At 71.9% G+C, this 25071-nt stretch carries 18 protein-coding genes and 1 tRNA gene; 11 read left to right on the top strand and 8 right to left on the bottom strand.

The features are described 5' to 3' along the window. Position 1: 1 nt before the first annotated feature. Together ACFWIC_RS34740 and rpsA are read right to left on the bottom strand one after the other, a co-directional pair. Entirely contained in the window at positions 2-2275 is a 2274-nt protein-coding gene (locus ACFWIC_RS34740; protein WP_380520926.1) for an MMPL family transporter, read from the bottom strand. A gap of 249 nt (positions 2276-2524) precedes the next feature. Beyond that, a complete protein-coding gene (gene rpsA, locus ACFWIC_RS34745) occupies positions 2525-4015 on the bottom strand; it encodes a 30S ribosomal protein S1 (protein ID WP_329879195.1) in 1491 nt (496 codons plus the stop codon). 414 nt (positions 4016-4429) lie between these two features. Here rpsA and ACFWIC_RS34750 point away from each other — a divergent pair, with 414 nt between their 5' ends. Both ACFWIC_RS34750 and hrpB read left to right on the top strand, forming a co-directional pair. Continuing rightward, positions 4430-5374 carry a class I SAM-dependent methyltransferase gene (locus tag ACFWIC_RS34750; protein WP_380357239.1) on the top strand — a complete coding sequence of 315 codons (945 nt, stop codon included), beginning with the start codon at positions 4430-4432 and terminating at the stop codon, positions 5372-5374. Between the two features lie 17 nt (positions 5375-5391). Continuing rightward, positions 5392-7971, top strand: coding sequence for an ATP-dependent helicase HrpB (hrpB, locus tag ACFWIC_RS34755; RefSeq protein ID WP_380520928.1), 2580 nt, complete (start codon positions 5392-5394; stop codon positions 7969-7971). Between the two features lie 142 nt (positions 7972-8113). Here the strand turns inward: hrpB and ACFWIC_RS34760 are convergent, their stop codons facing one another. From ACFWIC_RS34760 to polA, 4 genes are all read right to left on the bottom strand, one after another. After that, complete coding sequence (locus tag ACFWIC_RS34760; protein WP_380520930.1) at positions 8114-9319, bottom strand: DUF3103 family protein; 1206 nt, start codon at positions 9317-9319, stop codon at positions 8114-8116. Between the two features lie 234 nt (positions 9320-9553). Then, positions 9554-10303, bottom strand: a complete 750-nt coding sequence (locus tag ACFWIC_RS34765; RefSeq protein WP_380520932.1) for a hypothetical protein — start codon at positions 10301-10303, stop codon at positions 9554-9556. A gap of 59 nt (positions 10304-10362) precedes the next feature. Continuing rightward, positions 10363-10503 carry a hypothetical protein gene (locus ACFWIC_RS34770; RefSeq protein ID WP_380520933.1) on the bottom strand — a complete coding sequence of 47 codons (141 nt, stop codon included), beginning with the start codon at positions 10501-10503 and terminating at the stop codon, positions 10363-10365. Between the two features lie 104 nt (positions 10504-10607). Then, positions 10608-13292, bottom strand: coding sequence for a DNA polymerase I (polA, locus tag ACFWIC_RS34775; RefSeq protein ID WP_329952164.1), 2685 nt, complete (start codon positions 13290-13292; stop codon positions 10608-10610). A 269-nt stretch (positions 13293-13561) separates the two neighbouring features. On the opposite strand from polA, the gene ACFWIC_RS34780 reads away from it, so the two are divergent. The 6 genes from ACFWIC_RS34780 (at position 13562) to ACFWIC_RS34805 (ending at position 20421) form a co-directional block, all read left to right on the top strand. Next, entirely contained in the window at positions 13562-14035 is a 474-nt protein-coding gene (locus tag ACFWIC_RS34780; protein ID WP_329879199.1) for a hotdog fold thioesterase, read from the top strand. A 589-nt stretch (positions 14036-14624) separates the two neighbouring features. Then, positions 14625-15857: a branched-chain amino acid ABC transporter substrate-binding protein gene (locus ACFWIC_RS34785; RefSeq protein WP_329879200.1), complete on the top strand. Its 1233-nt coding sequence runs from the start codon at positions 14625-14627 to the stop codon at positions 15855-15857. Positions 15858-15994: 137 nt separating this feature from the next. Then, positions 15995-16924 carry a branched-chain amino acid ABC transporter permease gene (locus tag ACFWIC_RS34790; RefSeq protein WP_329879201.1) on the top strand — a complete coding sequence of 310 codons (930 nt, stop codon included), beginning with the start codon at positions 15995-15997 and terminating at the stop codon, positions 16922-16924. 5 nt (positions 16925-16929) lie between these two features. After that, positions 16930-18858: a branched-chain amino acid ABC transporter permease gene (locus ACFWIC_RS34795; protein ID WP_355407050.1), complete on the top strand. Its 1929-nt coding sequence runs from the start codon at positions 16930-16932 to the stop codon at positions 18856-18858. A gap of 7 nt (positions 18859-18865) precedes the next feature. Further along, positions 18866-19708 (top strand): ABC transporter ATP-binding protein, encoded by an 843-nt coding sequence (locus ACFWIC_RS34800; RefSeq protein ID WP_329952079.1) that lies wholly within the window; start codon positions 18866-18868, stop codon positions 19706-19708. Further along, complete coding sequence (locus ACFWIC_RS34805) at positions 19705-20421, top strand: ABC transporter ATP-binding protein (RefSeq protein WP_329879203.1); 717 nt, start codon at positions 19705-19707, stop codon at positions 20419-20421. Before ACFWIC_RS34800 ends, ACFWIC_RS34805 begins: the two co-directional genes overlap by 4 nt. 78 nt (positions 20422-20499) lie before the next feature. On the opposite strand, the gene ACFWIC_RS34810 is transcribed toward ACFWIC_RS34805, so the two are convergent. Continuing rightward, positions 20500-21156 (bottom strand): response regulator, encoded by a 657-nt coding sequence (locus tag ACFWIC_RS34810; protein ID WP_329879204.1) that lies wholly within the window; start codon positions 21154-21156, stop codon positions 20500-20502. A 100-nt stretch (positions 21157-21256) separates the two neighbouring features. On the opposite strand from ACFWIC_RS34810, the gene ACFWIC_RS34815 reads away from it, so the two are divergent. After that, positions 21257-21329 (top strand) — tRNA-Leu (locus ACFWIC_RS34815). 119 nt (positions 21330-21448) lie between these two features. Next, positions 21449-22216, top strand: coding sequence for a transcriptional regulator (locus ACFWIC_RS34820; protein WP_380520937.1), 768 nt, complete (start codon positions 21449-21451; stop codon positions 22214-22216). 41 nt (positions 22217-22257) lie between these two features. Here ACFWIC_RS34820 and pyk read toward each other — a convergent pair whose 3' ends face one another. Then, on the bottom strand, positions 22258-23688 hold the full coding sequence (gene pyk, locus ACFWIC_RS34825) for a pyruvate kinase (protein ID WP_329879206.1): 1431 nt from the start codon (positions 23686-23688) through the stop codon (positions 22258-22260). A gap of 287 nt (positions 23689-23975) precedes the next feature. On the opposite strand from pyk, the gene ACFWIC_RS34830 reads away from it, so the two are divergent. Beyond that, positions 23976-25064 (top strand): hypothetical protein, encoded by a 1089-nt coding sequence (locus ACFWIC_RS34830; protein WP_355407056.1) that lies wholly within the window; start codon positions 23976-23978, stop codon positions 25062-25064. Positions 25065-25071 lie beyond the last annotated feature (7 nt).

Raw genomic sequence — 25071 nt, forward strand, 5'->3', positions numbered from 1 at the left:
CCTAGGAACCGACCGGCGCCAGGCCCGGTTCGACCGCGGCCTCGGGCGCGGACGCCGACGTGGCCTCTGCCGCGGGCGCGGACGTGCCGCGCGGCGCAGGCAGGACGGCCGGCTCGATGGCGGGCAGGTCGACGTGCTCGCTCAGCCCGAACCGGTCGTGCAGGCGGCGCAGCGGAGCCGGGGCCCACCAGTTGAACTCGCCGAAGAAGCTCATCGTGGCGGGGACGAGCAGGCAGCGGACCAGGGTGGCGTCCACCGCCACGGCGACGGCCAGCGCGATGCCCATCTGCTTGACCATCAGCATGTCGCCGAGGGCGAAGCCGGCGAAGACGATGACCATCAGCAGCGCCGCCGAGGTGATGATCCGACCGCTGCGCTGGACGCCGAGCTCCACGGCCCGGGTACAGCTGTGGCCCTTGTCACGCAGCTCCTTGATCCGGGCCAGCAGGAAGACCTCGTAGTCCATCGAGAGCCCGAAGGCGAACGCGAAGACCAGCACCGGGATGAACGTCTCCAGACCCCCGGTGGGGCTGAAGCCGAGCAGTCCGCTGAACCAGCCGTCCTGGAAGACCAGGGTGAGCGCGCCGAGCGAGGCGCCCAGCGAGAGCAGGTTCATCAGGAGGGCCTTGACCGGCATCACCACCGAGCCGGTCATCAGGAAGAGCAGGATCAGCGTGCCCAGCGCGACCAGGCCGAGCGCGATCGGGCCCCGGGTGAGCAGTTCGTGCCGGAAGTCGACCACCGAGGCGGCGCCGCCGGTGACGTGGGTGGTGAGCCCGCCCCGGTCGGCGCGCAGCTCCTCGACCACCTGCTTGGCCTGTCCGCCCTGGGGGTCTCCGTGCACCAGCACGTCGATGGTGGAGACCGTGTCGCTCACCGGCGTCACCGCCCGCACGCCGCTGACGCCGGGGATCTTTGCCACCACGTCGTCCGCGTACGCCTGGGCGACCGGTGCGCCGCCCTCGACGACGACGGTGACCGGAGCGGGCGAGGCCTGCGGGAAGCGCTGGTCGACGGTGTCGGCGACCTGGCGGCCGGCCGAGGAGTGCGGCAGCACCGCGGCGCCGGAGTTGCGCATGTCGGCGTGGAGGAAGGGAGCCCCGGCGGCCGTCAGCAGCGCGGTGCAGGCGAGGGCGACGGGGACCGCGCGCTTGCGGACCCGACGAACGGTGCGGCTGAAGAAGCCCTCGTCGGGGACGGGCGTGGTGGGTGTCTTGATCCGGCGGCCGGCGAAGCCGAGCAGTGCGGGGATCAGGGTGAGGGCGGCGGCGACGGCGATCACCACCACGCTCACGCCCGCGGCGGCGACGGCCCCGAGCACGGGGCTGGTGAAGACGAAGAGGCCGGCGAGGGCCACGGCGACGGTCAGTCCGGAGAAGGCGACGGTCCGGCCGGCGGTGGCCGCGGTCCGTTCGACGGCGGCGGCGATCGACGCTCCGTGCCCGCGTTCCTCGCGGAAACGATTCACCATGAGCAGCGCGTAGTCGATGGACAGACCGAGGCCGAGCACGGTGGCGATCGGCAGCACGCTGGTGTCGATGTCCATGATCTTGCTGAAGCCGAACATGGCCAGCAGGGCGCCGCCCACCGAGGCGACCGCGCCGATCACCGGGAGGCTGGCGGCGGCGAGGCCGCCGAAGACCAGCACCATCACGACCAGGGTGACCGGCAGGGTGACGATCTCGCCGAACCGGGTGTCCTTCTCGGTCTGCTTCTTGACCTCGTCCTGGAGCACGAGGTCCCCGCCGACGGTCACCTCGGCACCGTCGGCCCGGACGGCCGCGAGGCGCTGGGTGACGGCGGTGGTCTGTGCGGCGGTGCTGGTGTCGGCCATCCGCACCGAGACCAGGCTCGCCGTGCCGTCGGCCGAGCGCAGCGCGGCGGCGCCCGGGCCGGAGCCGTAGGCGTCGACGGCCGAGGAGACCCCGGGGAGGACGGCGATCTCGGCGGTGGCGCGGGTGACGGCGTCCCGGACGGCCGGGTCGTCCACGGGCTTCCCGTCCACCACGGCGGTGACGGTTCCCCTGGCCGGGTCGGCGGCGGTGACCACCGCGCCGCCGCGGTCGGCCTCCGAGCTCGCCGAGGCGGCGCCGGCCACCGAACCCTCGAAGACCCGCCCGCCGATCAGCACGCCTATGACCAGGATGACCGCCCAGAAACCGAGTACCCAGCGCCGGTGCCGGAAGCAGAACCGGCCGAGGGCGGCAAGACGCCCGTCGACCCTGGGGTCGTCGGCCGTACGGAAGGCGGGAGTCACTGCGGTGCTACGGCGCATGTGCGGGGGGTGCCTAGCGTGTGGGGCCGGGTGAGCGACCCGTCGGGCAACTCATCCCAAGGTAGGGCCTTGGTCCCGAATCACCCATAGCGGTCCGATGAGCCCCTCATCACAAAATTCCTTCACATAAGGAACAAATAAACGGCACCCCCGTGCGCCGCCGGAAAAGCGACGAACCCCACCCGGAGACCGGGTGGGGTTCGTCGGTGACGCTATGCGCTAGTGAGAACCAGCGGCAGGATCAGAGCTTCAGCTCTGGCCGCCGGCCAGCTTCTCGCGCAGGGCGGCCAGGGCCTCGTCCGAGGCGAGAGCGCCGGAGCCCTCGTCGCTGCTGGACGAGTAGGAGCCACCGGCCGCAGCGGCGACGGCGTCGCCACCCTCGGCAGCGGCCTCCGCGTCGGCCTCGCGGCTCTTGATGACCTGGGCCTGGTGCTGCTCGAAGCGGGTCTGGGCCTCGGCGTACTGCCGCTCCCACTCCTCGCGCTGCTTCTCGAAGCCGGACAGCCAGTCGTTCGCCTCGGGGTCGAAGCCCTCCGGGTAGATGTAGTTGCCCTGGTCGTCGTACGAGGCGGCCATGCCGTACAGGGTCGGGTCGAACTCGACCTCGGCCGGGTTGGCACCCAGCGCCTCGTTGGCCTGCTTGAGCGACAGGCTGATGCGACGACGCTCCAGGTCGATGTCGATGACCTTGACGAAGATCTCGTCGCCGACCTGGACGACCTGCTCCGGGATCTCCACGTGGCGCTCGGCCAGCTCGGAGATGTGGACCAGGCCCTCGATGCCCTCGTCCACGCGGACGAACGCACCGAACGGAACCAGCTTCGTGACCTTACCCGGAACGACCTGGCCGATCTGGTGGGTACGGGCGAACTGCTGCCACGGGTCCTCCTGGGTCGCCTTCAGCGACAGGGAGACGCGCTCGCGGTCCATGTCCACGTCGAGAACCTCGACGGTGACCTCCTGGCCGACCTCGACGACCTCGGACGGGTGGTCGATGTGCTTCCAGGACAGCTCGGAGACGTGGACCAGGCCGTCGACGCCACCCAGGTCCACGAAGGCACCGAAGTTGACGATCGAGGAGACGACGCCGGAGCGCACCTGGCCCTTCTGCAGGGTGGTGAGGAAGGTCTGGCGGACCTCGCTCTGGGTCTGCTCCAGCCAGGCACGGCGGGACAGGACCACGTTGTTGCGGTTCTTGTCCAGCTCGATGATCTTGGCCTCGAGCTCCTTGCCCACGTAGGGCTGGAGGTCGCGGACGCGGCGCATCTCGACGAGCGAGGCGGGGAGGAAGCCGCGGAGGCCGATGTCGAGGATGAGACCACCCTTGACGACCTCGATGACGGTACCGGTGACGATCCCGTCCTCTTCCTTGATCTTCTCGATCGTGCCCCAGGCGCGCTCGTACTGAGCGCGCTTCTTGGACAGGATGAGACGACCCTCCTTGTCCTCCTTCTGGAGAACCAGGGCCTCGATGTTGTCGCCGACGGCGACGACCTCGTGCGGGTCGACGTCGTGCTTGATCGACAGCTCGCGGGACGGGATGACGCCCTCGGTCTTGTAACCGATGTCGAGGAGGACCTCGTCACGGTCGACCTTCACGATGACGCCCTCGACGATGTCGCCATCGTTGAAGTACTTGATGGTCTCGTCGATCGCGGCCAGGAACGCCTCGGCGTCGCCGATGTCGTTGAGCGCGACCTGCGGGGTGGTGCTGAGGGAGGAGTCGGTGGGGCTCGTCATTAGGAAAAGGGCTCCGGTGCGGACATGAAAGTCGTAGGTAATGCCACGCGGAGGGCCCGTATCGCTCCCACCGAAAGCCGGACAGCCAAGAACACGGCGCACCGGAAAACCCGAGAACGGGAGATCGGCGTCCGTCTTGCGACCGTGGGGTCTTCGACAGATGCGAGCGCGACCTGCTCCGTCTGAGGCGCGCAGGCCCGCAGCGCAACTTGTAGCATACGGGGACGGCCAGGCACGGTCAACGCCAAGGGCGTCAAGACGGTGGAGCCCGGCACGGAACAGGCCATATCCTCCGATTGCGCACCTCATGGGTGGCGGCCGCAGGGAGTCCTTCCCCGGATGCCACCGCCGGGACCCAGACCCTTACGGGCCGGTTCGCGGCAGCGGCGCTTCCGCAGAATCACACCCTACGCGATGGGCCTTGTCACCGTGACCGCCACCCCCCGCCCCGAGCTGCCCGAGCCCGTCCGCCACGCCGCCGGACCCGGCCCGGACGGTCTCCACGACCTCGACGACCCCGCCGGCCCCGGCGCCCACTCCGACGCGGACGATCTTGACGAGGACGGCGACGACGCGGTAAGGCGCTCCGCCGGCACCGGCGAGAGCAGCCGGGCCAGCCGGCACTGGTGGGACCGCAACGCCGACGAGTACCAGGACGAGCACGGCGCGTTCCTCGGCGACGACCGGTTCACCTGGTGCCCCGAGGGCCTGGACGAGGCGGACGCCCGCCTGCTCGGCGACGTGGCCGGCCGCACCGTCCTGGAACTCGGCGCCGGCGCCGCCCAGTGCTCACGCTGGCTGGCCGGCCGCGGCGCCCGCCCCGTCGCCCTCGACATCTCGTACCGCCAGCTCCAGCACTCGCTGCGGATCGACCTCTCCCGCGGCACCGCGCCGGTCCCCGTCGTCCAGGCCGACGCCGCCGTCCTGCCGTTCGCCGACGCCTCCTTCGACCTCGCCTGCTCCGCCTACGGCGCCGTCCCGTTCAGCGCCGACACCGCCGCCCTGATGCGCGAGGTCCACCGGGTGCTCCGGCCCGGCGGCCGCTGGGTCTTCTCGGTGACCCACCCGATCCGCTGGGCCTTCCCCGACGAGCCCGGCGTCGAGGGCCTGACCGCCGTCTCCCCGTACTTCGACCGCACCCCGTACGTCGAACAGGACGAGCAGGGCCGCGCCACCTACGTCGAGCACCACCGCACGCTCGGCGACCGGGTCCGCGAACTGGTCGCCGCCGGTTTCCGGCTGCTCGACCTGGTCGAGCCGGAGTGGCCGGACGCGCACGAGCAGGAGTGGGGCGGCTGGTCGCCGCTGCGCGGACGGCTGATCCCCGGCACGGCGATCTTCGTCGCCGAGCGCGGCTGACCGGGACCGCGCGGCCGATGAACCCCGCCTGGCGCGAACTGCCCGTCCGTACCGCCCTGCCCTCCCTCCACCGCGCCCTCGACGGCCACGGCGCCGCGGTGCTCGCCGCCCCGCCCGGCACCGGCAAGACCACCCTGGTGCCGCTCGCCCTCGCCGGGCTCGTCGACACCGGCGAGGCCGCCGCACCGCCCGCCCGCCGGGTCCTGGTCGCCGAACCGCGACGGCTCGCCGTCCGGGCCGCCGCCCGCCGGATGGCCTGGCTGCTCGGTTCCGCCGTCGGCGAGACCGTCGGGTACACCGTGCGCGGCGACCGCCGGGTCGGCCCCCGGACGGTGGTCGAGGTGGTCACCACCGGCGTGCTGCTCCAGCGGCTCCAACGCGACCAGGAACTGCCCGGCGTCGACGTCGTCGTCCTCGACGAGTGCCACGAACGCCACCTCGACGCCGACACCGCGCTCGCCTTCCTGCTCGACGTCCGGGCCGCGCTCCGCCCCGAGCTGCGGATCGTCTGCGCCTCCGCGACCTCCGACACCGGGGCCTGGGCCCGGCTGCTGGACGACGCCCCCGTCGTCGAGGCGCACGGCGTCTCGCACCCCGTCGAGACGGTCTGGGCCCCGCCCCCACGGGCCGTCCGCCCCGCCCACGGCACCCGGGTCGACTTCGCGCTGCTCGACCACGTCGCCGCCACCGTCCGCCGCGCACTCGCCGAGAAGGACGGCGACGTGCTCTGCTTCCTGCCCGGCGTCGGCGAGATCGCCCGGGTCGCCGGGCTGCTCGACGGCGCGCCCGCCGAGGTGCTCCAACTCCACGGCCGCGCCCCGCAGCCCGTGCAGGACGCGGCGCTGGCCGCCGGCGACCGGCGCCGGGTCGTGCTCGCCACCGCCGTCGCCGAGTCCTCCCTCACCGTGCCCGGCGTGCGGATCGTGGTGGACGCCGGGCTGGCCCGCGAACCGCGCACCGACCACGCGCGCGGGCTCGCCGCCCTGGTCACCGTCCGCGCCTCGCTCGCCGCCGCCCGCCAGCGCGCCGGCCGCGCCGGCCGCGAGGCCCCCGGCACCGTCTACCGCTGCTGGGCCGAGGCCGAGGACGCCCTCGCCGCACGCTTCCCCACCCCCGAGATCGCCCTCGCCGACCTCACCCCGTTCGCCCTCCAGGCCGCCTGCTGGGGCGATCCGGACGCCACCGGGCTCGCCCTGCCCGACGCCCCGCCCGCCGGGGCGATGGCCGCCGCCCGGCAGACCCTGCAGGCCCTCGGCGCGGTCGACGCCGACGGCCGCGCGACCCCGCGCGGCGTCCGGCTCGCCCGCACCGGCCTGCACCCCCGGCTCGCCCGCGCGCTCGTCGACGGCGCCCCGCTGGTCGGCGCCGACCGGGCCGCCGAGGTGGTCGCCCTGCTCTCCGAGGAACCGCCCCGCCCCCTCGGCGACGACCTCGGCGCCGTCCTGCGCACCGTCCGCGGCGGCCGGGACCCCTACGCCGGCCGCTGGCGCGAGGAGGTCCGCCGCCTGCGCCGCGGGACCGGCGGCGACGGCGCGGGCGCCGGGAGCCCGCAGAACCCGCCGGGCACGCCGGGCACGCCGGGCTCGTCCCTCCCCGACGCGGCCGCCACCGGGCTGGTGGTGGCCCTGGCCTTCCCCGAACGGATCGCCCGGGCCCGGGTCGAGAAGCCCGAACCCGGAACCCGCAGCCCCTACCTGATGGCCTCCGGCACCGCCGCCGAACTCGCCCCCGGCACGGCACTGGGCGGCGTCCCGTGGCTGGCCGTGGCCGCCGCCGACCGCCCGGCCGGCTCACCGTCCGCGCGGGTCCTGCACGCCGCCGCGCTCGACGAGGGGACCGCCAGGCTGGCCGGCGCGCCCCTGCTCGCCTCCCGCGAGGAGGTGCACTGGGACGTCAGGCGCCGGGAGGTGACCGCCCGGCGGGTGGAGTCACTGGGCGCCGTCGAACTCGCCGCCGAGCCCCTCGGCCGACCCGCGCCGGCGCTGGTGCGGACCGCGTTGCTGGAAGGACTGTCCCGCGAGGGCGTCGGCGCCCTGCTCGGCTGGCCCGCCGGAGCGGCCGGACTGCGCGAGCGGCTGGCGTTCCTGCACACCGCGCTCGGCGAACCCTGGCCGGACGTCTCCGACGAGGCGCTGCTGGCCGCCGCCGAGGAGTGGCTGGAGCCCGAACTCTCCCGCGCCCGGCGGCGTTCCGACCTCGCCCGGATCGACACCGCCGCCGCCCTGCAACGCCTCCTGCCCTGGGCGAGCGGCGCGGCCGGGCGGCTGGACGAGCTGGCGCCGGAACGGATCACCGTCCCGTCCGGCTCCCGGATCCGGGTCGACTACAGCGGCGAACGCCCGGTGCTGGCGGTCAAGTTGCAGGAACTCTTCGGCTGGGCGGCGGCCCCGGCGCTGGCCGGCGGACGCGTACCGCTCACCGTCCACCTGCTCTCCCCCGCCGGACGCCCGGCCGCCGTCACCGGGGACCTCGCCACCTTCTGGCGCGACGGCTACCGCGCCGTCCGCGCCGACCTGCGCGGCCGCTACCCCCGCCACCCCTGGCCGGAGGACCCGACCACGGCCGAACCGACCGGGCGCACCAACGCCCGGCGCTGAGCCGGTCGGTGCGCCACACGTCCGGGTGCGTCGCCCGTCCGGTGTGCCGCGCGCGGCGGGCGGTGGCACCGGACGCACCACGCGCACCGGACGGCCGCCCGCGGGGACGCACCCCCACGGACGGCCGTCCGCCGCGGCCGGGTCAGGACTGCTGGACGAAGTACGGCTCGACGGTCATCCAGCCGTTGCCGCGCGCCCCGTTGAGGCGGCCCGACGAAGCCCGGGCGAGGGTGTACCAGGACTCCACGTAGTCCGGGTCGTCGGTCCACCAGGAACCGGGCAACGCCGCCAGGACGGCGTTGACCAGCGGGATGTAGGCGCCCTGGTCGGCGATGGTGAGCAGGACGGCGGCGATCGCCTGGGCGAGCGCCAGGTAGTTGGTGTCACCGTCGTCCTCCATCAGGACGACATCGGCCAGGTTGTACTTGTAGGACGACCAGTTCACCAGGATCTGGTTCGGGTAGTACACCGTGCCGTCGTACTGGAGGTACGGCATCGCGACCGAGTCGACCTTGACCTTGCCGTCCTGGCCGAAGCCGGTCACCAGGCTGAACATCTCGGCGGCGCCCTTGAACCAGGGCTCCTCGTCGTCGGACACCTCGATGCCACTGATCTTGGTGGCCCACCAGCCACCGGCGGCCTGCGCCGAGGCCGGAACGGCCGGAACGGCCGCCCCGGGAGCCACCGCACCGGGAGCCGCTGCGCCCGGACCGGCGGTCCCGAGACCGAGCGCGCCGAACTCCCGCTGGAGGACGGCGATCCCGGCGGCCAGCGTCCTGGCCGTGTCGATGTCGACCAGGTAGACCGGCTGCCCGGGCACCGTCGCGGCGTCGAGGACGTGCAGGCGGCCGGCGGCGTCGTAGGCGCGGACGGTGCGGGCGTGGTCGTCGGCGACGGCGGTGGCCACCAGCGGCGCCGCCCCCGCGTCCAGGGCGGCCCGCATCGACGGATCGGCCAACTGGACCCGCAGCAGCGGGCCGAGGCCGGCGCCGAGGCCCTTGGCCGTGGCGATGGCGCGGTCCGCCTGCGCGGCGGTGGCCGCGAGCCCGCGGGCGGCGGGGCCCTGGGCGGCGGCGGCCAGCGGGCCGAGCTCGGCGGCGCCGCCCGGGGCGGTCGCGGTCGCGGACCGCAGCCGCTCGCGCAGTGCGGCGTCGGTGAGGGAGGTGGCCAGGGTGCGGGCGACCTCGTCCTCGATCGCGGACACCCGGGTGGCGGACGCGGGTGCGGGTGCGGTGGGGGCGGAGGCCGGAACAGGGGCGGGGGCGGCCACGGCCTGACCCGCGCCGAGCGCGAGCAGGGGCAGGGCCGCGAGCGCCACGACGGCGCGCCGCATGCGGGGCTGGGGCATGAGGGGATCTCCAGACTCGTCGGGTGAGGCGTCGGAGTGTCAGAGCGGTGGGACGGCGCCGTGCCGCATCGAGCGCGTCGGCGCCATGACAAGTGAAGAGCTTTCCTGACGCGGCATCAAGTCCCGGCGTGCACAGTGCTCGCCGGGTGGATCCCGGCGGATCCCGACAGATCCCCGGGCTCGGGCGCCGCCGTCAACGGCGGGCGCCGGGGCGGCGGGGCTGCGGACGGACCCTCAGGACCGGCCCTCCGGCACCGCGTCGGCGGGCCCCGCATCGGCAGGCACCGCGTCGGCGGGCACCGCACCGGCGGGCACCGCACCGGCGGTCCCTGCACCGGCGGGCGGGCGGACGGCTGCCGCAGGACGGCGGCGCTGTGGACGCTTCGGACGGCATTCGGCCACGAACTCCACGGGCACCCCGACGGGTTCCAGTAGCCGCACCAGCGCCTCCGCGGCGGCCCCGGGGTCGCCACGGCCGTCGCACAGCGCCGACCAGGGGGCGCCGTTCACCCGCACCGACACCGCCCAGACGCTGTCCACCGGCGCCGGCCGGCCGTCCTCCGGAGCGGCGACCAGGTGCAGGATCCTCACGTGCCGGAGGTCCGACACCGGCCGCCACCGCCCGCCCGGCGCGGCCCGGACGAACCGGAACCGCTCAGGGGCGTCGGGCGGGCTGAACTCCACCCCGTGGAAGCGGCGCAACGATTCCCTCATCTCCCGCACCCCTCCCCGCAGGGAGCACAGGACGTAGACGCCGCAGACGACGCACAGGGTGACGACGGGGTCGAGCTTGACCAGGAACCGGAGCACGAGGATCAGCGGAACGTAGGCGGCGAACCAGGTGAAGTGCAGGCCGAGTCCGAGTACCGCGCGGGAGAGCACGATCCACCCGGCGAGAGACCACCGCCCGCCGCCCGGACGGACCGTCAGCACTGCGGCGCCGGGCGTCGCGGTGAGGCGCGGAATCGGTGCCCGGTTCTTCACCGCCTCAGCGTAGGAGCGGGGCGGGGCGCCGGGAAGACCCTCCGCACCACCGGGCCGGCCTACCCCGCGGGCCGGTCGGCGGGCGGATCGGGCACGAGGACCGGCGGGCCGCCCCCGCGCGTCCGGACGTACCGGTCGGTCCGGAGCTCGACCGCCAGACCGGCGGGCGCGAGCAGTTCCCCGAGCTGTTCGACGGTCACCCGCTCCGTCACGCCCCCGGCGCAGGGCGGCGGTGCGGGCCGCAGAAGGCCCCCGGGCGGCGGCGGTCCGTCGGCCGCCGCCCGGGAGGGGCTCCCGTCGGGCGTCAGTGCGCGGCGGCCTCCCAGTCGGCACCGACGCCGACCGAGACGTCGAGCGGCGCGCGCAGCGGGTAGGCGCCCGCCATCTGCTCGCGGACGATCGCCTCGACCTGCTCGCGCTCGCCGGGAGCGAGCTCCAGCACGATTTCGTCGTGCACCTGGAGCAGCATCCGGGAGTCGAGGGCGGCGGCGGTCAGCGCCTCGTCGACCCGCAGCATGGCGATCTTGACGATGTCGGCGGCCGAGCCCTGGATCGGGGCGTTGAGGGCCATCCGCTCGGCCATCTCGCGGCGCTGGCGGTTGTCGCTGTTGAGGTCCGGCAGGTAGCGGCGACGGCCGAGCAGGGTCTCGGTGTAGCCGGTGGCGCGGGCCTCGTCGACGACCCGGCGCAGGTAGTCCCGCACGCCGCCGAAGCGCTCGAAGTAGGTGTCCATCAGGCCCTGCGCCTCGGCGGGCTTGATGCCGAGCTGCTGGGAGAGCCCGTACGCGGAGAGGCCGTAGGCGAGGCCGTAGGACATCGCCTTGATCTTGCGGCGCATCTCGGCGTCGACGGCGGTGCCCGGCACCTCGAAGACCTGGGAGGCGACGGTGGTGTGGAGGTCCTCGCCGGTCGCGAAGGCCTCGATCAGGGCGTCGTCCTCCGAGAGGTGGGCCATGATCCGCAGTTCGATCTGCGAGTAGTCGGCGGTGAGCAGCGCCTCGTAGCCCTCGCCGACGACGAAGGCGCGGCGGATCATCCGGCCCTCCTCGGTGCGGACCGGGATGTTCTGCAGGTTCGGGTCCTGCGAGGACAGCCGGCCGGTGGCGGCGACCATCTGGTTGAAGGTGGTGTGGATGCGGCCGGCCGGGGAGACCGTCTTGAGCAGGCCCTCGACGGTGGTGCGCAGCTTGGCCTGGTCGCGGTGGCGCAGCAGGATGACCGGCAGCTCGTTGTCGGTCTGGGTGGCGAGCCAGGTGAGCGCGTCGGCGTCGGTGGTGTAGCCGGTCTTGATCTTCTTGGTCTTGGGGAGGGCGAGCTCGCCGAAGAGGATCTCCTGGAGCTGCTTGGGCGAGCCGAGGTTGAACTCGCGGCCGGCGGCGGCGTGGGCCTCCTCGACGACGCGCTGGATCTCGGCGGCGAACTGCGACTCCAGGCCGGTGAGCCAGGGGCGGTCGGCGGCGATGCCGGTGCGCTCCATCCGGGCGAGCAGGGCGGCGATCGGCAGCTCCATGTCGCGCAGCAGCCCGGTGGCGCCGACCTCGGTGAGGCGGGTGTCGAAGAGCGCGGCGAGGTCGAGCACGGCGCGGGCCTGGAGCATCAGCGCCTGGGCGCCCGCGGTCGGGTCCTCCTCGGGGGCGTCGAAGGCGAGCTGGCCGGACTCCGCGGCGGGGGCCGGGGCGAGCGAGCGGGCCAGGTACTCCTCGGCGAGCACGTCGAGGGTGAAGGTGCGGCGGCCGGGCTTCTCCAGGTAGGCGGCGAGGGCGGTGTCGGCGTGGACCCCCTCGATCCGCCAGCCGCGCTCGGCGAAGGCCCGCATGACCTGCTTGGCGATGTGCAGCGCCTTGGGGGCGGCCGGGTCGGCCAGCCAGGCGGCGAAGGCGCGCTCGTCCTCCTCGGCGAGCAGCGCCGGGTCGAACCAGGCGGCCGTCTCGCCGACGGCGAGCGCGATCTCGGTGACCTCGCCGCTGCCGAGCGCCCACTGGTAGACGGCGGCGAGCGCGACCGGCGTCTTGCCCGCGGCGTGCTCCCCGAGCCAGGCGGCGAGCGTGCCGGGGTCGGTGAGGAGTTCGCCGTCGACCTCGACGCCGGGGGCGAGTTCGGTCTCGGCCTCCGCCTCGGCGCCGGACGGGTCGATGCCGAGGACGCGGTCGCGGAAGTTGGCGTTGCGGAACTCCAGCGACTCCATCAGGGTCGTGACGGCCGCCTTGTCGAACGGCGTGCGCTCCAGGTCGGTGACGCCGAGGGGGAGTTCGACGTCGCGGACCAGCTCGGTGAGGACCCGGTTGCGCTTGACCGAGTCGAGGTGCTCGCGCAGCTTCTCGCCGATCTTGCCCTTCACCTCGTCGGCCCGGGAGACCAGTTCGTCGAAGGAGCCGAACTGGTTGACCCACTTGGCGGCGGTCTTCTCGCCGACGCCGGGGATGCCGGGCAGGTTGTCGGACGGGTCGCCGCGCAGGGCGGCGAGGTCCGGGTACTGGCGGGGGGTGACGCCGTACTTCTCGGCGACCTTCTCCGGGGTGTAGCGGGTGAGTTCGGAGACGCCCTTGGTCGGGTAGAGGACGGTGACGTGCTCGGTGACCAGCTGGAGGGAGTCGCGGTCGCCGGTGACGATGTCGACGTCGAAGCCGGCCGCCTCGGCGGCGGTGGCCAGGGTGGCGATGATGTCGTCGGCCTCGAAGCCCTCGACGGTCATCCGCGGGACGTGCATCGCGTCGAGCAGTTCGCCGATCAGGCCGATCTGGCTGCGGAACTCGTCCGGGGTCTTGGCCCGGTTGGCCTTGTAGTCGGGGAACGCCTCCGAGCGGAAGGTCTGGCGGGAGAGGTCGAAGGCCACCGCGAGGTGGGTCGGCCGCTCGTCACGGACGGTGTTGGCGAGCATCGAGGCGAAGCCGTACACCGCGTTGGTCGGCTGGCCGGTGGAGGTGTTGAAGTTCTCCACGGGCAGTGCGTAGAACGCCCGGTAGGCCATGGAGTGCCCGTCGAGCAGCATCAGGCGGGGCCTCGACCCGGCTCCGCCACCCGCCGCGCCCTTGTCCGTACTCTGCGTAGCCACGTCAACGTCCGTTCCTGCCGATTCCACTACCGGCCACCGATCCTATGGCCCGGCACCGACAAAAGGGGCACGCCCGAGGGGGGCGGCCCCTCCCGCCGCGCCCGCCACGCACGCCTCCTCCGCCACCGCCACTACCGCCGAGTAGGACGGTCGTACGATCACAGGCAGCACGACGACGCGACCCCCCGAGCGGCAGGAGCTCCCCCATGACCGACGCGGCCCCCGAAGCCACCGACGCGGCCCCCGTCCTCCACATCCCGCAGGAGGTGCTGGACCACTTCGCGAAGCTCGGCGTGGACCCGGCGACCTTCTCCGGCGGGAGCCTCGGCGAGAAGCTGGGCCTCCGGATCGTCGAGGCCTCGGGCGACCGGGTCGTCGGCACCATGCCGGTCGAGGGCAACCAGCAGCCCTACGGCCTGCTGCACGGCGGGGCCTCGGCGGCGCTCGCCGAGACCCTGGGCTCGGTCGGCGCGATGCTGCACGCCGGCCCGGGCCGGTACGCGGTGGGCGTGGACCTGAACGCCACCCACCACCGCTCCGCCACCTCCGGGCTGGTCACCGGGGTGGCCACGGCGGTCTTCAAGGGCCGCACCGCCGCCACCTACGAGATCGCGATCACCGATGACACCGGCAAGCGGATCACCAGCTGCCGCCTGACCTGCATGCTCCGCGATCTCTGACCCGCGTTCGCCCCGCCGACCCCTCCGACGAGGGGCCGGCAGGGCCGACTGATCATCAAATCCCTTGCCCGCCCCCTTGTTTGACCTTCGACAGCCCTGGGAAGTCGTTGGTCCAGACAAGGGGGCGGTGACGTGTTCACGAACTTTCAAAGATGTAACACTGCGTAACAGGTAGGAAATCCTACTATTTGGCGGACTCCGGGGGGCGGATCCACTCGAAATCACCTCGCCACCCCGCACACCGTCCGTTATTCGGACGTGCACGCCCGACCCCAATACCGCGAACACTCATGTCCGATTATCGGAGAGTCCAGGAGTCACCTGCACTTCTGCGCCTTACATGAGGGAAGTTGGGAGCGGAGCCCCCGGGACAGCCGGGCCGGTCGAGCCGAAACGACCACATGCTGAGACGGCTTCTCCGTGTGCTCATAACAAGAGAATCACAGCCTGGCCGCACCACTGCCCGAGCCGCCCAAGGGCATCTAGAGTCACGGCCAGTCACCGCGCCACCGGATTGGGCCAGGCCCACCGCGCATCCAGGCTCCCGCCACACAGGCGCGGCGCCCTCCTGAACCGAAGGGGACCCCCCGTGCGTCATCGTTCAGCAGTTGTCGTGAGCATTGCCGTGATCGGCGCCCTGAGCCTCACCGCGTGCGGCTCCCGCGACGACAAGAAGTCCGGCGACAGCGGCAGCGCCGGGGGCGGCACCACCGTCACCATCGGCATCGACGCCCCGCTCACCGGCGACCTCTCCGCCCTCGGCCTCGGCATCCGCAACTCCGTCGAGCTCGCGGTCAAGCAGGCCAACGAGAAGAACGAGGTCCCCGGCGTCAAGTTCCAGATCAAGGCCCTGGACGACACCGGCAAGCCCGCACCCGGCCAGCAGAACGCCACCCAGCTGGTCGCCGACAAGGACGTCCTCGGCGTCGTCGGCCCGCTCAACTCCAGCGTCGCCCAGTCGATGCAGCAGATCTTCAACGACGCCAACCTCGTCCAGATCTCACCCGCCAACACCGGCGTCGCCCTCAGCCAGGGCGAGAAGTGGGCGAGCGGCGTCAAGGCACGCCCCTTCAAGTCCTACTTCCGCACCGCCACCACCGACGCCGTCCAGGGGCCCTTCGCCGCCGACTACCTGGCCAAGGACGCCAAGAAGACCAAGGTCTTCCTCATCGACGACCAGAAGACCTACGGCGCCGGCCTCGCCGCCACCTTCAAGGCCCAGTTCATCAAGAACGGCGGCACCATCGTCAACGAGGAGCACGTCAACCCCGACGACCGCGACTTCGCCGCCGTCGTCACCAAGGTCAAGTCCTCCGGCGCCGAAGCCGTCTACTACGGCGGCGAGTACCCCGCCGCAGGCCCGCTCTCCCTCCAGCTCAAGGACGCCGGCGTCAACATCCCGCTCATGGGCGGCGACGGCATCCAGAGCGGCGACTTCATCAAGCTCAACCCCAAGAGCCAGAGCGACCTCGCCACCGCCGTCGGCCTGCCCGTCGAGTCGCTCCCCACCGCCGCCAAGTTCATCGCGGACTACAAGAGCGCCGGCTACAAGGACGCCTACGAGACCTACGGCGGCTACTCCTACGACAGCGCCTGGGCCATCATCCAGGGCGTCAAGGCCGTCGCCGCCGCCAACAACGGCAAGCTCCCCGACGGCGCCCGGGCCAAGGTCGTCGAAGCCGTCCAGAAGGTCTCCTTCGAAGGCGTCACCGGCAAGGTGTCCTTCGACGAGTACGGCGACACCACCAACAAGCAGCTCACCGTCTACACCGTCAAGGACGGCAAGTGGGCCGTGGAGAAGACCGGCACCTTCAGCGGCTGAGCACCTCACGCTGACCTGACGTCAGCACCAGCACAGCACGTCGGAGTTACCCCGCGCGGGGGCGCCACCAGTGCCCCCGCGCGCACCCACATCCACCACCCACGCGGACACCCCACACGCACAACGGAGGCCCAGCGGTGCACGACCTACCGCAGCAGCTGGCCAACGGCCTGATCCTCGGCGCCCTCTACGGACTCGTCGCGATCGGCTACACGATGGTCTACGGCATCGTCCAGCTCATCAACTTCGCCCACGGCGAGATCGTCATGGTCGGCGGCTTCGGCGCCCTGACCGCCTACCTCGCCCTCCCCGGCGGCACCACCCTGTGGCTGGCCCTACCGCTGATGCTGATCGCCGGCATCCTGGTCTCCACCCTCACCGCCGTCGCCGCCGAGCGCTTCGCCTACCGGCCGCTGCGCACCGCGCCCAGGCTCGCCCCGCTCATCACGGCGATCGGCCTCTCCATCCTGCTCCAGCAGCTGGTCTTCTCGTTCTACCCCGACGCCAAGAAGGCCCGCGTCTTCCCGAAGATCCCCGGCGACCCCTTCGAGATCGGCTCCGTCGCGATCCAGCGCAGTGACCTCTTCCTGCTCATCGCCGCGCCGCTCTGCATGCTCGCCCTCGGCTGGTTCGTGACCCGGACCCGCTCCGGCCGCGCCATGCAGGCCACCAGCCAGGACCCCGACACCGCCAAGCTCATGGGCATCGACACCGACCGGATCATCGTCCTCGCCTTCGCCATCGGCGCCGCCTTCGCCGCCGTCGCCGCCGTCGCCTACGGCCTGCGCAGCGGCCAGGTCGACTTCCGGATGGGCTTCATCCTCGGCCTCAAGGCCTTCACCGCCGCCGTCCTCGGCGGCATCGGCAACATCTACGGCGCCATGCTCGGCGGCGTCGCCCTCGGCCTCGCCGAAGCCCTCGCCACCGGCTACATCCAGCACCTGCCCGGCATGGACCTCTTCGGAGGCGGCGCCTGGAAGGACGTCTGGGCCTTCGTACTCCTCATCGTCGTCCTGCTCGTCCGGCCCCAGGGTCTGCTCGGCGAGCGCGTCGCGGACAGGGCGTGAGCACCATGACCACCAGCACCGAGACCACGCCGGTCATCAGCCTCCCCGGCCGCACCGCAGCCCTCCTCACCGGCATCGGCGCCACCGCCACCGTCGCGTCCGCCCTGATGTCCTGGACCTGGACCTCCGACTTCCCCGGCGACCTCACCTACTACGGCTCCCCCGCCGGCCTCCAGTGGCTCGCCCTCATCGGCGGCCTGCTGACCCTCGTCCTGCTGCTCGCCACCCACGGCACCCCCGGCCTGCGCTGGGCCGCCCCCACCGGCAGCCACAACGCCGTCCTGCTCGCAGCCACCGGCGCGCTCGCCGTCAGCTGGTTCTCGGTCATCGCGATCGCCACCGACCTCGGCGGCCTCGCCAACCTCGAACCCGGCGCCTGGACCGCCGCCCTCGGCTCGCTGCTCGCCCTCGCCGGCACCCTCGGCCTGCCCCTCGACCGGCGCACCCGGGTCCCGCTGCGCGTCCTCGACCGGCGGCTCTTCCTGCTCCTCCCCGTCGCCCCGGTCCTCTGGTTCGCCACCCACGCCGTCCCCGAGGACAAGCCCGTCGCGCCGGTCCTCACCGCCCTGGCCGGCGCCGTCGTCATCGCCACCGGCGCCGCCCTCCTCGTCCAGGTCGGGCACCTCGCCAACTCCTGGCTGCGGATCGGCACCGTCCAGCGCCCCCTCCCCAAGGCCCGCACCCTCCCCTCCTGGGTCGAGGTCGCGCTGATCGTCGTCGCCTTCGCGGTCGGCCTCTTCGCCATCACCTTCGGCATCGACACCGAGTACGGCGAACTCTTCACCGCCTACCTGCTGCTCGCGGCCTCCGTCGCCGCCGCACTCGGCAAGGCCGGTCTGCTGATCCGCGTACGCGCCCTCACCGTCAAGTACCGGACCGTCACCACCGGCGCCGCGTTCGCCGCCGCCGCCAGCTTCCCGTTCACTCAGACCAGCGACCAGTACACCTCGGTCGCCACCAACATCCTGATCTTCGCCACCGTCGCCCTCGGCCTCAACATCGTCGTCGGCCTCGCCGGCCTGCTCGACCTCGGGTACGTCGCCTTCCTCGGCGTCGGCGCCTACGCCGCCGCCCTGGTCTCCGGCTCCCCTGCCTCGCCGATCCAGGTCCAGTTCCCCTTCTGGGCCGCGATGCTCACCGGCGCCGTCGTGTCGATGATCTTCGGCGTCATCATCGGCGCCCCCACCCTGCGACTGCGCGGCGACTACCTCGCCATCGTGACGCTCGGCTTCGGCGAGATCTTCCGCATCACCATGCTCAACCTGAACGGCACCACCGGCCCCAAGGTCACCAACGGCTCCAACGGCATCCCGCGGATCCCCGACCTGGAGATCTTCGGCTGGAACCTCGGCAAGCCCACCACCGTCTTCGGCGTCGAACTCGGCCGGTTCTCCAACTACTACCTGCTGATGCTCGTCGTCACCGCCGTGGTCGTCCTCGTCTTCGCCCGCGTCGGCAACTCCCGCATCGGCCGCGCCTGGGTCGCCATCCGCGAGGACGAGACCGCCGCCGAGGCCATGGGCATCAACGGCTTCCGCCTCAAGCTCCTCGCCTTCGCCCTCGGCGCCTGCCTCGCCGGCCTCGCCGGCACCGTCCAGGCCCACGTCAGCTACACCGTCACCCCCGACCAGTACACCTTCGCCGAGGCCCTGCCGCCCAACTCCGCCTTCCTGCTCGCCGCCGTCATCCTCGGCGGCATGGGCACCATCAGCGGACCCCTCGCCGGCGCCACCCTCCTCTTCCTGATCCCCAAGAAGCTCGAATTCCTCGCGGACTACCAGCTGCTCGCCTTCGGTATCGCCCTCATCGTCCTGATGCGCGTCCGCCCCGAAGGCCTCATCCCCAACCGGCGCCGCCAGCTGGAGTTCCACGAGGCCGCCATCCCGGCGCAGCCCACCGGCGACAGCGTCGCCCTCACCAAGGCAGGGGCGTGACCCCCAGATGACCACCACCGACGCCCTCGCACCGGCCGGCCCCGCACCCTCGCCGGCCCAGCCCCTGCTCGAAGTCACCGGCGTCACCATGCGCTTCGGCGGCCTCACCGCCGTCAACGACGTCTCCCTCACCGTCGGCCGCGGCGAGATCATCGGCCTCATCGGCCCCAACGGCGCCGGCAAGACCACCTTCTTCAACTGCCTCACCGGCCTCTACGTGCCCACCGAGGGCCGCGTCGCCTACCAGGGCACCGTCCTGCCGCCCAAGCCCCACCTCGTCACCCAGGCCGGCATCGCCCGCACGTTCCAGAACATCCGGCTCTTCGCCAACATGACCGTCCTGGAGAACGTCCAGGTCGGCCGGCACAGCCGCATGCACCAGGGCCTCTTCTCCGCCATCCTCCGCGGCCCCGGCTACCGGCGCTCCGAAGCCGAGAGCCGTGACAAGGCCATGGAGCTCCTGGCCTTCACCGGCCTCGCCGAGAAGGCCGACCACCTGGCCCGCAACCTCCCCTACGGCGAGCAGCGGAAGCTGGAGATCGCCCGCGCCCTGGCCTCCGACCCCGGTCTCCTGCTCCTCGACGAGCCCACCGCCGGCATGAACCCCCAGGAGACCCGCGCCGCCGAGGAACTCGTCTTCGCCATCCGTGACCGGGGCGTCTCCGTCCTCGTCATCGAGCACGACATGCGGTTCATCTTCAACCTCTGCGACCGCACCGCCGTGCTCGTCCAGGGCCAGAAGATCGTCGAGGGCAACCGCGAAACCGTCCAGAACGACGAACGCGTCATCACCGCCTACCTCGGCGCCCCGCTCGAAGGCACCGCCCCCGTTACGGAGACCGACCAGTGACCCCACTCCTCCAGGTCAACGACCTCCGCGTCGCCTACGGCAAGATCGAGGCCGTCAAGGGCATCAGCTTCACCGTCAACCAGGGCGAGGTCACCACCCTGATCGGCACCAACGGCGCCGGCAAGACCACCACCCTGCGCACCCTCTCCGGCCTCCTCAAGCCGCTCTCCGGCACCATCACCTTCGACGGGCAGGCGCTCGACACCGTCCCCGCCCACAAGATCGTCGCCCTCGGTCTCGCCCACTCCCCCGAAGGCCGGCACATCTTCCCCCGGATGACCATCGAGGAGAACCTCCTCCTCGGCGCCTTCCTCCGCAGCGACACCGACGGCATCACGGCGGACGTCGAGCGCGCCTACGGCCTGTTCCCGATCCTCGGCGAACGCCGCAAGCAGGCCGCCGGCACCCTCTCCGGCGGCGAACAGCAGATGCTCGCCATGGGCCGCGCCCTGATGTCCCGGCCCAAGCTGCTCATGCTCGACGAGCCCTCCATGGGCCTCTCTCCGCTGATGATGCAGAAGATCATGGCCACCATCGTCGAGCTCAAGGCCGACGGCACCACGATCCTGCTCGTCGAACAGAACGCCCAGGCCGCGCTCTCCCTCTCCGACCGCGGCTACGTCATGGAGACCGGCCGCATCGTCCTCCAGGGCACCGGCGCGGACCTCCTGCACGACGAGTCCGTCCGCAAGGCCTACCTCGGCGAGGACTGACCCCGCACCGGCGTACGACGGAGGGCCCGGCAGCGCTGCCGGGCCCTCCGTCGTACCGTCGTGCCGTCCACCGACCGCCTACTCGGGCTTCGGCTCCTCGGCCTTCTTCTTGTCCTGGGCCTCGCCCTCTTCGATCACGGCCTCCGCGACCGCGGCCATCGTCATCCGACGGTCCATCGAGGTCTTCTGGATCCACCGGAACGCGGCCGGCTCGTTCAGCCCGAACTTCGTCTGCAGCACGCTCTTCGCCCGGTCCACCAGCTTCCGGGTCTCCAGCCGCTGGGTGAGGTCGGCGATCTCCTCCTCCAGCGTCCGCATCTCCGTGTACCGGGACACGGCCATCTCGATCGCGGGCACCAGGTCGCTCTTCGAGAACGGCTTCACGATGTACGCCATCGCGCCCGCGTCACGGGCCCGGTCCACCAGCTCGCGCTGCGAGAACGCCGTCAGCATCAGCACCGGCGCCAGGTGCGCCTCGTGGATCTGCTCGGCGGCGGACAGCCCGTCCAGCACCGGCATCTTCACGTCGAGGATCGCCAGATCCGGCTTCAGCTCCTGGACCAGCCGGACCGCCGTCTCGCCGTCCCCGGCCTCGCCGACGACGGTGTACCCCTCCTCTTCCAGCATCTCTTTGAGGTCGAGGCGGATCAACGCCTCGTCCTCGGCGATCACAATGCGGGTGATCTGGGGCGAATCGGTCTCAAGCGGCTCTGCCTGCTCGTCGGCGGTGCTCACGGGGCTCCTCGTTCCGGCGGGGTACTGCATGCACGAGGGTACCCAGACACGGTATGTTTGAGACCAAGCAGGGTCGGAGGCAACCTTCGATTCAGCGGTTGCCCCGGTAGCCCAGCGGAAGAGGCAATGGTCTCAAACACCATACAGCGTGGGTTCGAATCCCACCCGGGGTACTTTTCCTTCATTTCCAAGGTCATGAAAATCGACCCGACAGTTGGCGATCTTCATCACTTCGAATGAGAATTCGCACGACTCCCCACGGCGCACGCCCTGACGACTCAGGCTCGGGCGCATGTACGACACCGCTGCGCGGCAGCGAGCCCTGGACCTCCACGCGTCCGGTCTGACCCTCAGCCAGGTGAGCCGCACCACCGGAATCTCCCGCTACTCGGTCAGGCAGTGGACCGCGGAACCCGGCCCCCGGAAGCCGAACGACTGCCCGGCCCCCTCCGACCGACTGAGCCCGTCCGTGCCCCGCGCCGACTACGCCTACCTTCTCGGTCTCTACCTCGGCGACGGATGCGTCAGCGAGGGTCGTCGCGGAGTCCACGCTCTCCGCATCGCCTGCGGTGACGCCTGGCCGGGCCTGATCGACGCGTGTGAGCGGGCGATGGCCGCCGTCATGCCACGGAACAAGGTCATACGCGTGCGCGCCACCGGCTACACCAGCGTGGTCAGTACCAGCAAGCACTGGCCCTGTCTCTTCCCCCAGCACGGCCCCGGCCCGAAGCATCGGCGCACCATCGCCCTCGAACCCTGGCAGCAGGAGACCGTCGACGCCCACCCCTGGGAGTTCCTCCGCGGCCTGATCCACTCCGACGGCTGCCGCATCACCAACTGGACCACGCGGACCGTCGGCGGCAGCCCCAAACGCTACGAGTACCCGCGCTACTTCTTCACCAACACGTCGACCGACATCGTCCGTCTCTTCACGGACACCCTCGACGCCGTGGGCGTCCGGTGGAAGTCCGTCACCCGCCCCACGGGCACCGTCAACGTCTCCGTCGCCCGCAAGGAGTCCGTCGCCCTGATGGACGCGCACATCGGGCCGAAGCACTGACTCCGGTGCGGCTCCGCCGGGGCGGAGCCGCACCGGACCGGTCAGTTGTCGAGCGTGCCCACGTGGTGGACGCGGACGAGGTTGGTGGAGCCGGCGAGACCGGGCGGGGAGCCGGCGGTGATGACGACGATGTCACCCTTCTGGCAGCGCCCGAGGGAGAGCAGCGCCGCGTCGACCTGCTCGACCATCTCGTCGGTGGTGGGGGCGAACGGGCCGAGGAAGGTCTCCAGGCCCCAGGTGAGGGCCAGTTGGCTGCGGACGGCGGGTTCGTAGGTGAAGGCGAGGACGGGGATGGGCGAGCGGTAGCGGGCCAGGCGGCGGGCGGTGTCGCCGGACTGGGTGAAGGCGACCAGGTACTTGGCGTGCAGGAAGTCGCCGATCTCGGCGGCCGCCCGGGCGACCGCGCCGCCCTGGGTGCGGGGCTTGCTGCCGGCGGTGAGCGGGGGGAGTCCGGCGGCGAGGACGTCCTCCTCCGCGGCCTGGATGATGCGGCCCATGGTGCGGACCGTCTCGACCGGGTACTTGCCGACCGAGGTCTCGCCGGAGAGCATCACCGCGTCGGTGCCGTCGAGGACGGCGTTGGCGACGTCGGAGGCCTCGGCGCGGGTGGGCCGGGAGGTGTTGATCATCGAGTCGAGCATCTGGGTGGCGACGATGACCGGCTTGGCGTTGCGCTTGGCGAGCTTGACGGCGCGCTTCTGGACCATCGGGACCTGTTCGAGGGGCATCTCCACGCCCAGGTCGCCGCGGGCGACCATGATCCCGTCGAAGCGGTCGACGATCGAGTCGAGGTTCTGCACCGCCTGCGGCTTCTCGATCTTGGCGATGACCGGGACGTACCGGCCCTCCTCCGCCATCACCCGGTGGACGTCCTCGACGTCCCGGCCGCTGCGGACGAAGGAGAGCGCGATGAGGTCGGCGCCGGTCCGCAGGGCCCAGCGCAGGTCGTCGATGTCCTTCTCGCTGAGCGCGGGCACGGACACGGCGACGCCGGGGAGGTTGAGGCCCTTGTGGTCGGAGACCAGGCCGCCCTCGATGACGAGGCAGCGGACCCGGGGCCCGTCGACCTCGACGACCTCCAGGGTGACGCGCCCGTCGTCGACGAGGATCCGCTCGCCGCGGGCGACGTCCCCGGCGAGGCCGGGGTAGGTGGTGCCGCAACCGTTCTGGTCTCCCTCGACGCCGTTGTCGGTGGAGATGGTGAACTCGTCGCCGCGTTCGAGAAGTACGGGGCCTTCGGTGAAGGTGCCCAGGCGGATCTTCGGGCCTTGAAGGTCGGCGAGCACGCCGACGCTCCGGCCGGTCTCGTCCGCCGCCTTGCGGACCCGGCGGTAGCGCTCCTCGTGCTCGATGTGGGAGCCGTGGCTCAGGTTGAAGCGGGCGATGTCCATCCCGGCGTCGACCAGGGACTTGATCTGGTCGTACGAGTCGGTGGCGGGCCCGAGGGTACAGACGATTTTTGCTCGGCGCATACAGCTGAGAGTAGGCATTACCGGCGCGTAACGTCGACGCGGGTCCGGACCTCGGGATGACCGTTGCCGTAAGGAGAGTTGAACATATCTGACACGATGTCGGACCGGTGTGCGAGAGGTCCCCGGCGGCGGCGGCAGGTCGACCGTCGATGCGATTCCGTGAAGGGGTGTTCACCCCCGGTTCACCGTGACTTCGGCCGTCGCTCGCGGTCCGGCGGGACGCTCGTCACCCGGGTAGGGATTGCCCGGGTGCCCGTGAGGGATCCGACGAGGGGGAAGCGTCCGGCATGAAGCGTGCGTTCGGGGTGCTTGCAGCACTGCTGCTGCTCGGCGGGGTGGCGTTCGCGCTCCTGAAAGAGCCACGGGGCGACGACAAGGAGCCCGAGACCGTCACGGTCAACGGGCTCATCGGCTCGGAGAAGCGCGAGTTCTTCGAGGACGGCGACGTCAAGGCGGAACTGGCCCGGCAGGGCCTCGCGGTGAAGGTGGTGAGCGCCGGCTCCTGGCAGATGGGCGACAACCTGGACAACATGGACTTCGCCTTCCCCGCCAGCCAGCCACCGGCCGACGCGATCCGCGCCAACAAGAAGATCACCGAGACGGCGATCCGCCCGTTCTACTCGCCCCTGGTGATCATGGCGCACGCCCAGACGGCCCGGGTGCTGGCCGACAACGGGCTGGCGAGCCAGGACCAGGCCTCGGGGGTCTGGACGTTCACGATGGACGAGTACCTCAACGCCGTCCGGACGGGCCGGAAGTGGGACCAGCTCAAGGGTGACAAGCCCGGCGACCTGGCCGGGGACGTCTACCTCACCACCACCGACCCCACCACGTCCTCCTCGGGTGCGATGTACGTCGCGCTGCTCTCCTTCCTGGAGAACGGCCACCAGCCGGTCGCGGACGCCGCGGGGGTGGAGAAGACCAAGGGCCTCCTGCACACCGCGATCACCAAGCAGGGCGCCCTGAAGAAGTCCACCGACGAGCCGTTCGCGGACTTCCTCTCGAACGGCGGCGGCGCCCTGGTGCTCGCGTACGAGTCCCAGGCGGCCGAGCTGGTCGTCAAGCAGAAGGCGCCCGAGGACCTGGTGGTGCTCTACCCGGACACCACCGTCTACTCCGACCACACCGTCGTCGGACTCACCGGGAACGGCCGGAAGCTGGCCGGCCAGCTGAACGGCAACGAGAAGCTCCGGCAGCTGGCGGCCAAGTACGGCTTCCGCCCGCAGGGGGACACCAACGCGTTCGGGCAGCAGCTCAAGAGCGCGAGCGGTTCGTTCAAGCTCGCCCCCAACCTGGGTGCGGCGAAGGTGAAGCAGGCTCCGATTCCGGTGCCCGACATCCTGCAGAAACTGATCGACGGCGCGACGAAGGGCTGACCGGGGG

The organism is Kitasatospora sp. NPDC127035, from assembly GCF_042726075.1.
Lineage (GTDB): Bacteria > Actinomycetota > Actinomycetes > Streptomycetales > Streptomycetaceae > Kitasatospora.

Excerpts from the sequence above, each read along its gene's own strand:
- ACFWIC_RS34750 (WP_380357239.1), top strand. The coding sequence starts at position 4,430 with ATGGGCCTTGTCACCGTGACCGCCACCCCCCGCCCCGAGCTGCCCGAG.
- hrpB (WP_380520928.1), top strand. The coding sequence starts at position 5,392 with ATGAACCCCGCCTGGCGCGAACTGCCCGTCCGTACCGCCCTGCCCTCC.
- ACFWIC_RS34800 (WP_329952079.1), top strand. The coding sequence starts at position 18,866 with ATGACCACCACCGACGCCCTCGCACCGGCCGGCCCCGCACCCTCGCCG.
- ACFWIC_RS34780 (WP_329879199.1), top strand. The coding sequence starts at position 13,562 with ATGACCGACGCGGCCCCCGAAGCCACCGACGCGGCCCCCGTCCTCCAC.
- polA (WP_329952164.1), bottom strand. The coding sequence starts at position 13,292 with ATGCTGCTCGACGGGCACTCCATGGCCTACCGGGCGTTCTACGCACTG.
- pyk (WP_329879206.1), bottom strand. The coding sequence starts at position 23,688 with ATGCGCCGAGCAAAAATCGTCTGTACCCTCGGGCCCGCCACCGACTCG.
- ACFWIC_RS34740 (WP_380520926.1), bottom strand. The coding sequence starts at position 2,275 with ATGCGCCGTAGCACCGCAGTGACTCCCGCCTTCCGTACGGCCGACGAC.
- ACFWIC_RS34820 (WP_380520937.1), top strand. The coding sequence starts at position 21,449 with ATGTACGACACCGCTGCGCGGCAGCGAGCCCTGGACCTCCACGCGTCC.
- ACFWIC_RS34795 (WP_355407050.1), top strand. The coding sequence starts at position 16,930 with ATGACCACCAGCACCGAGACCACGCCGGTCATCAGCCTCCCCGGCCGC.
- rpsA (WP_329879195.1), bottom strand. The coding sequence starts at position 4,015 with ATGACGAGCCCCACCGACTCCTCCCTCAGCACCACCCCGCAGGTCGCG.
- ACFWIC_RS34830 (WP_355407056.1), top strand. The coding sequence starts at position 23,976 with ATGAAGCGTGCGTTCGGGGTGCTTGCAGCACTGCTGCTGCTCGGCGGG.
- ACFWIC_RS34760 (WP_380520930.1), bottom strand. The coding sequence starts at position 9,319 with ATGCCCCAGCCCCGCATGCGGCGCGCCGTCGTGGCGCTCGCGGCCCTG.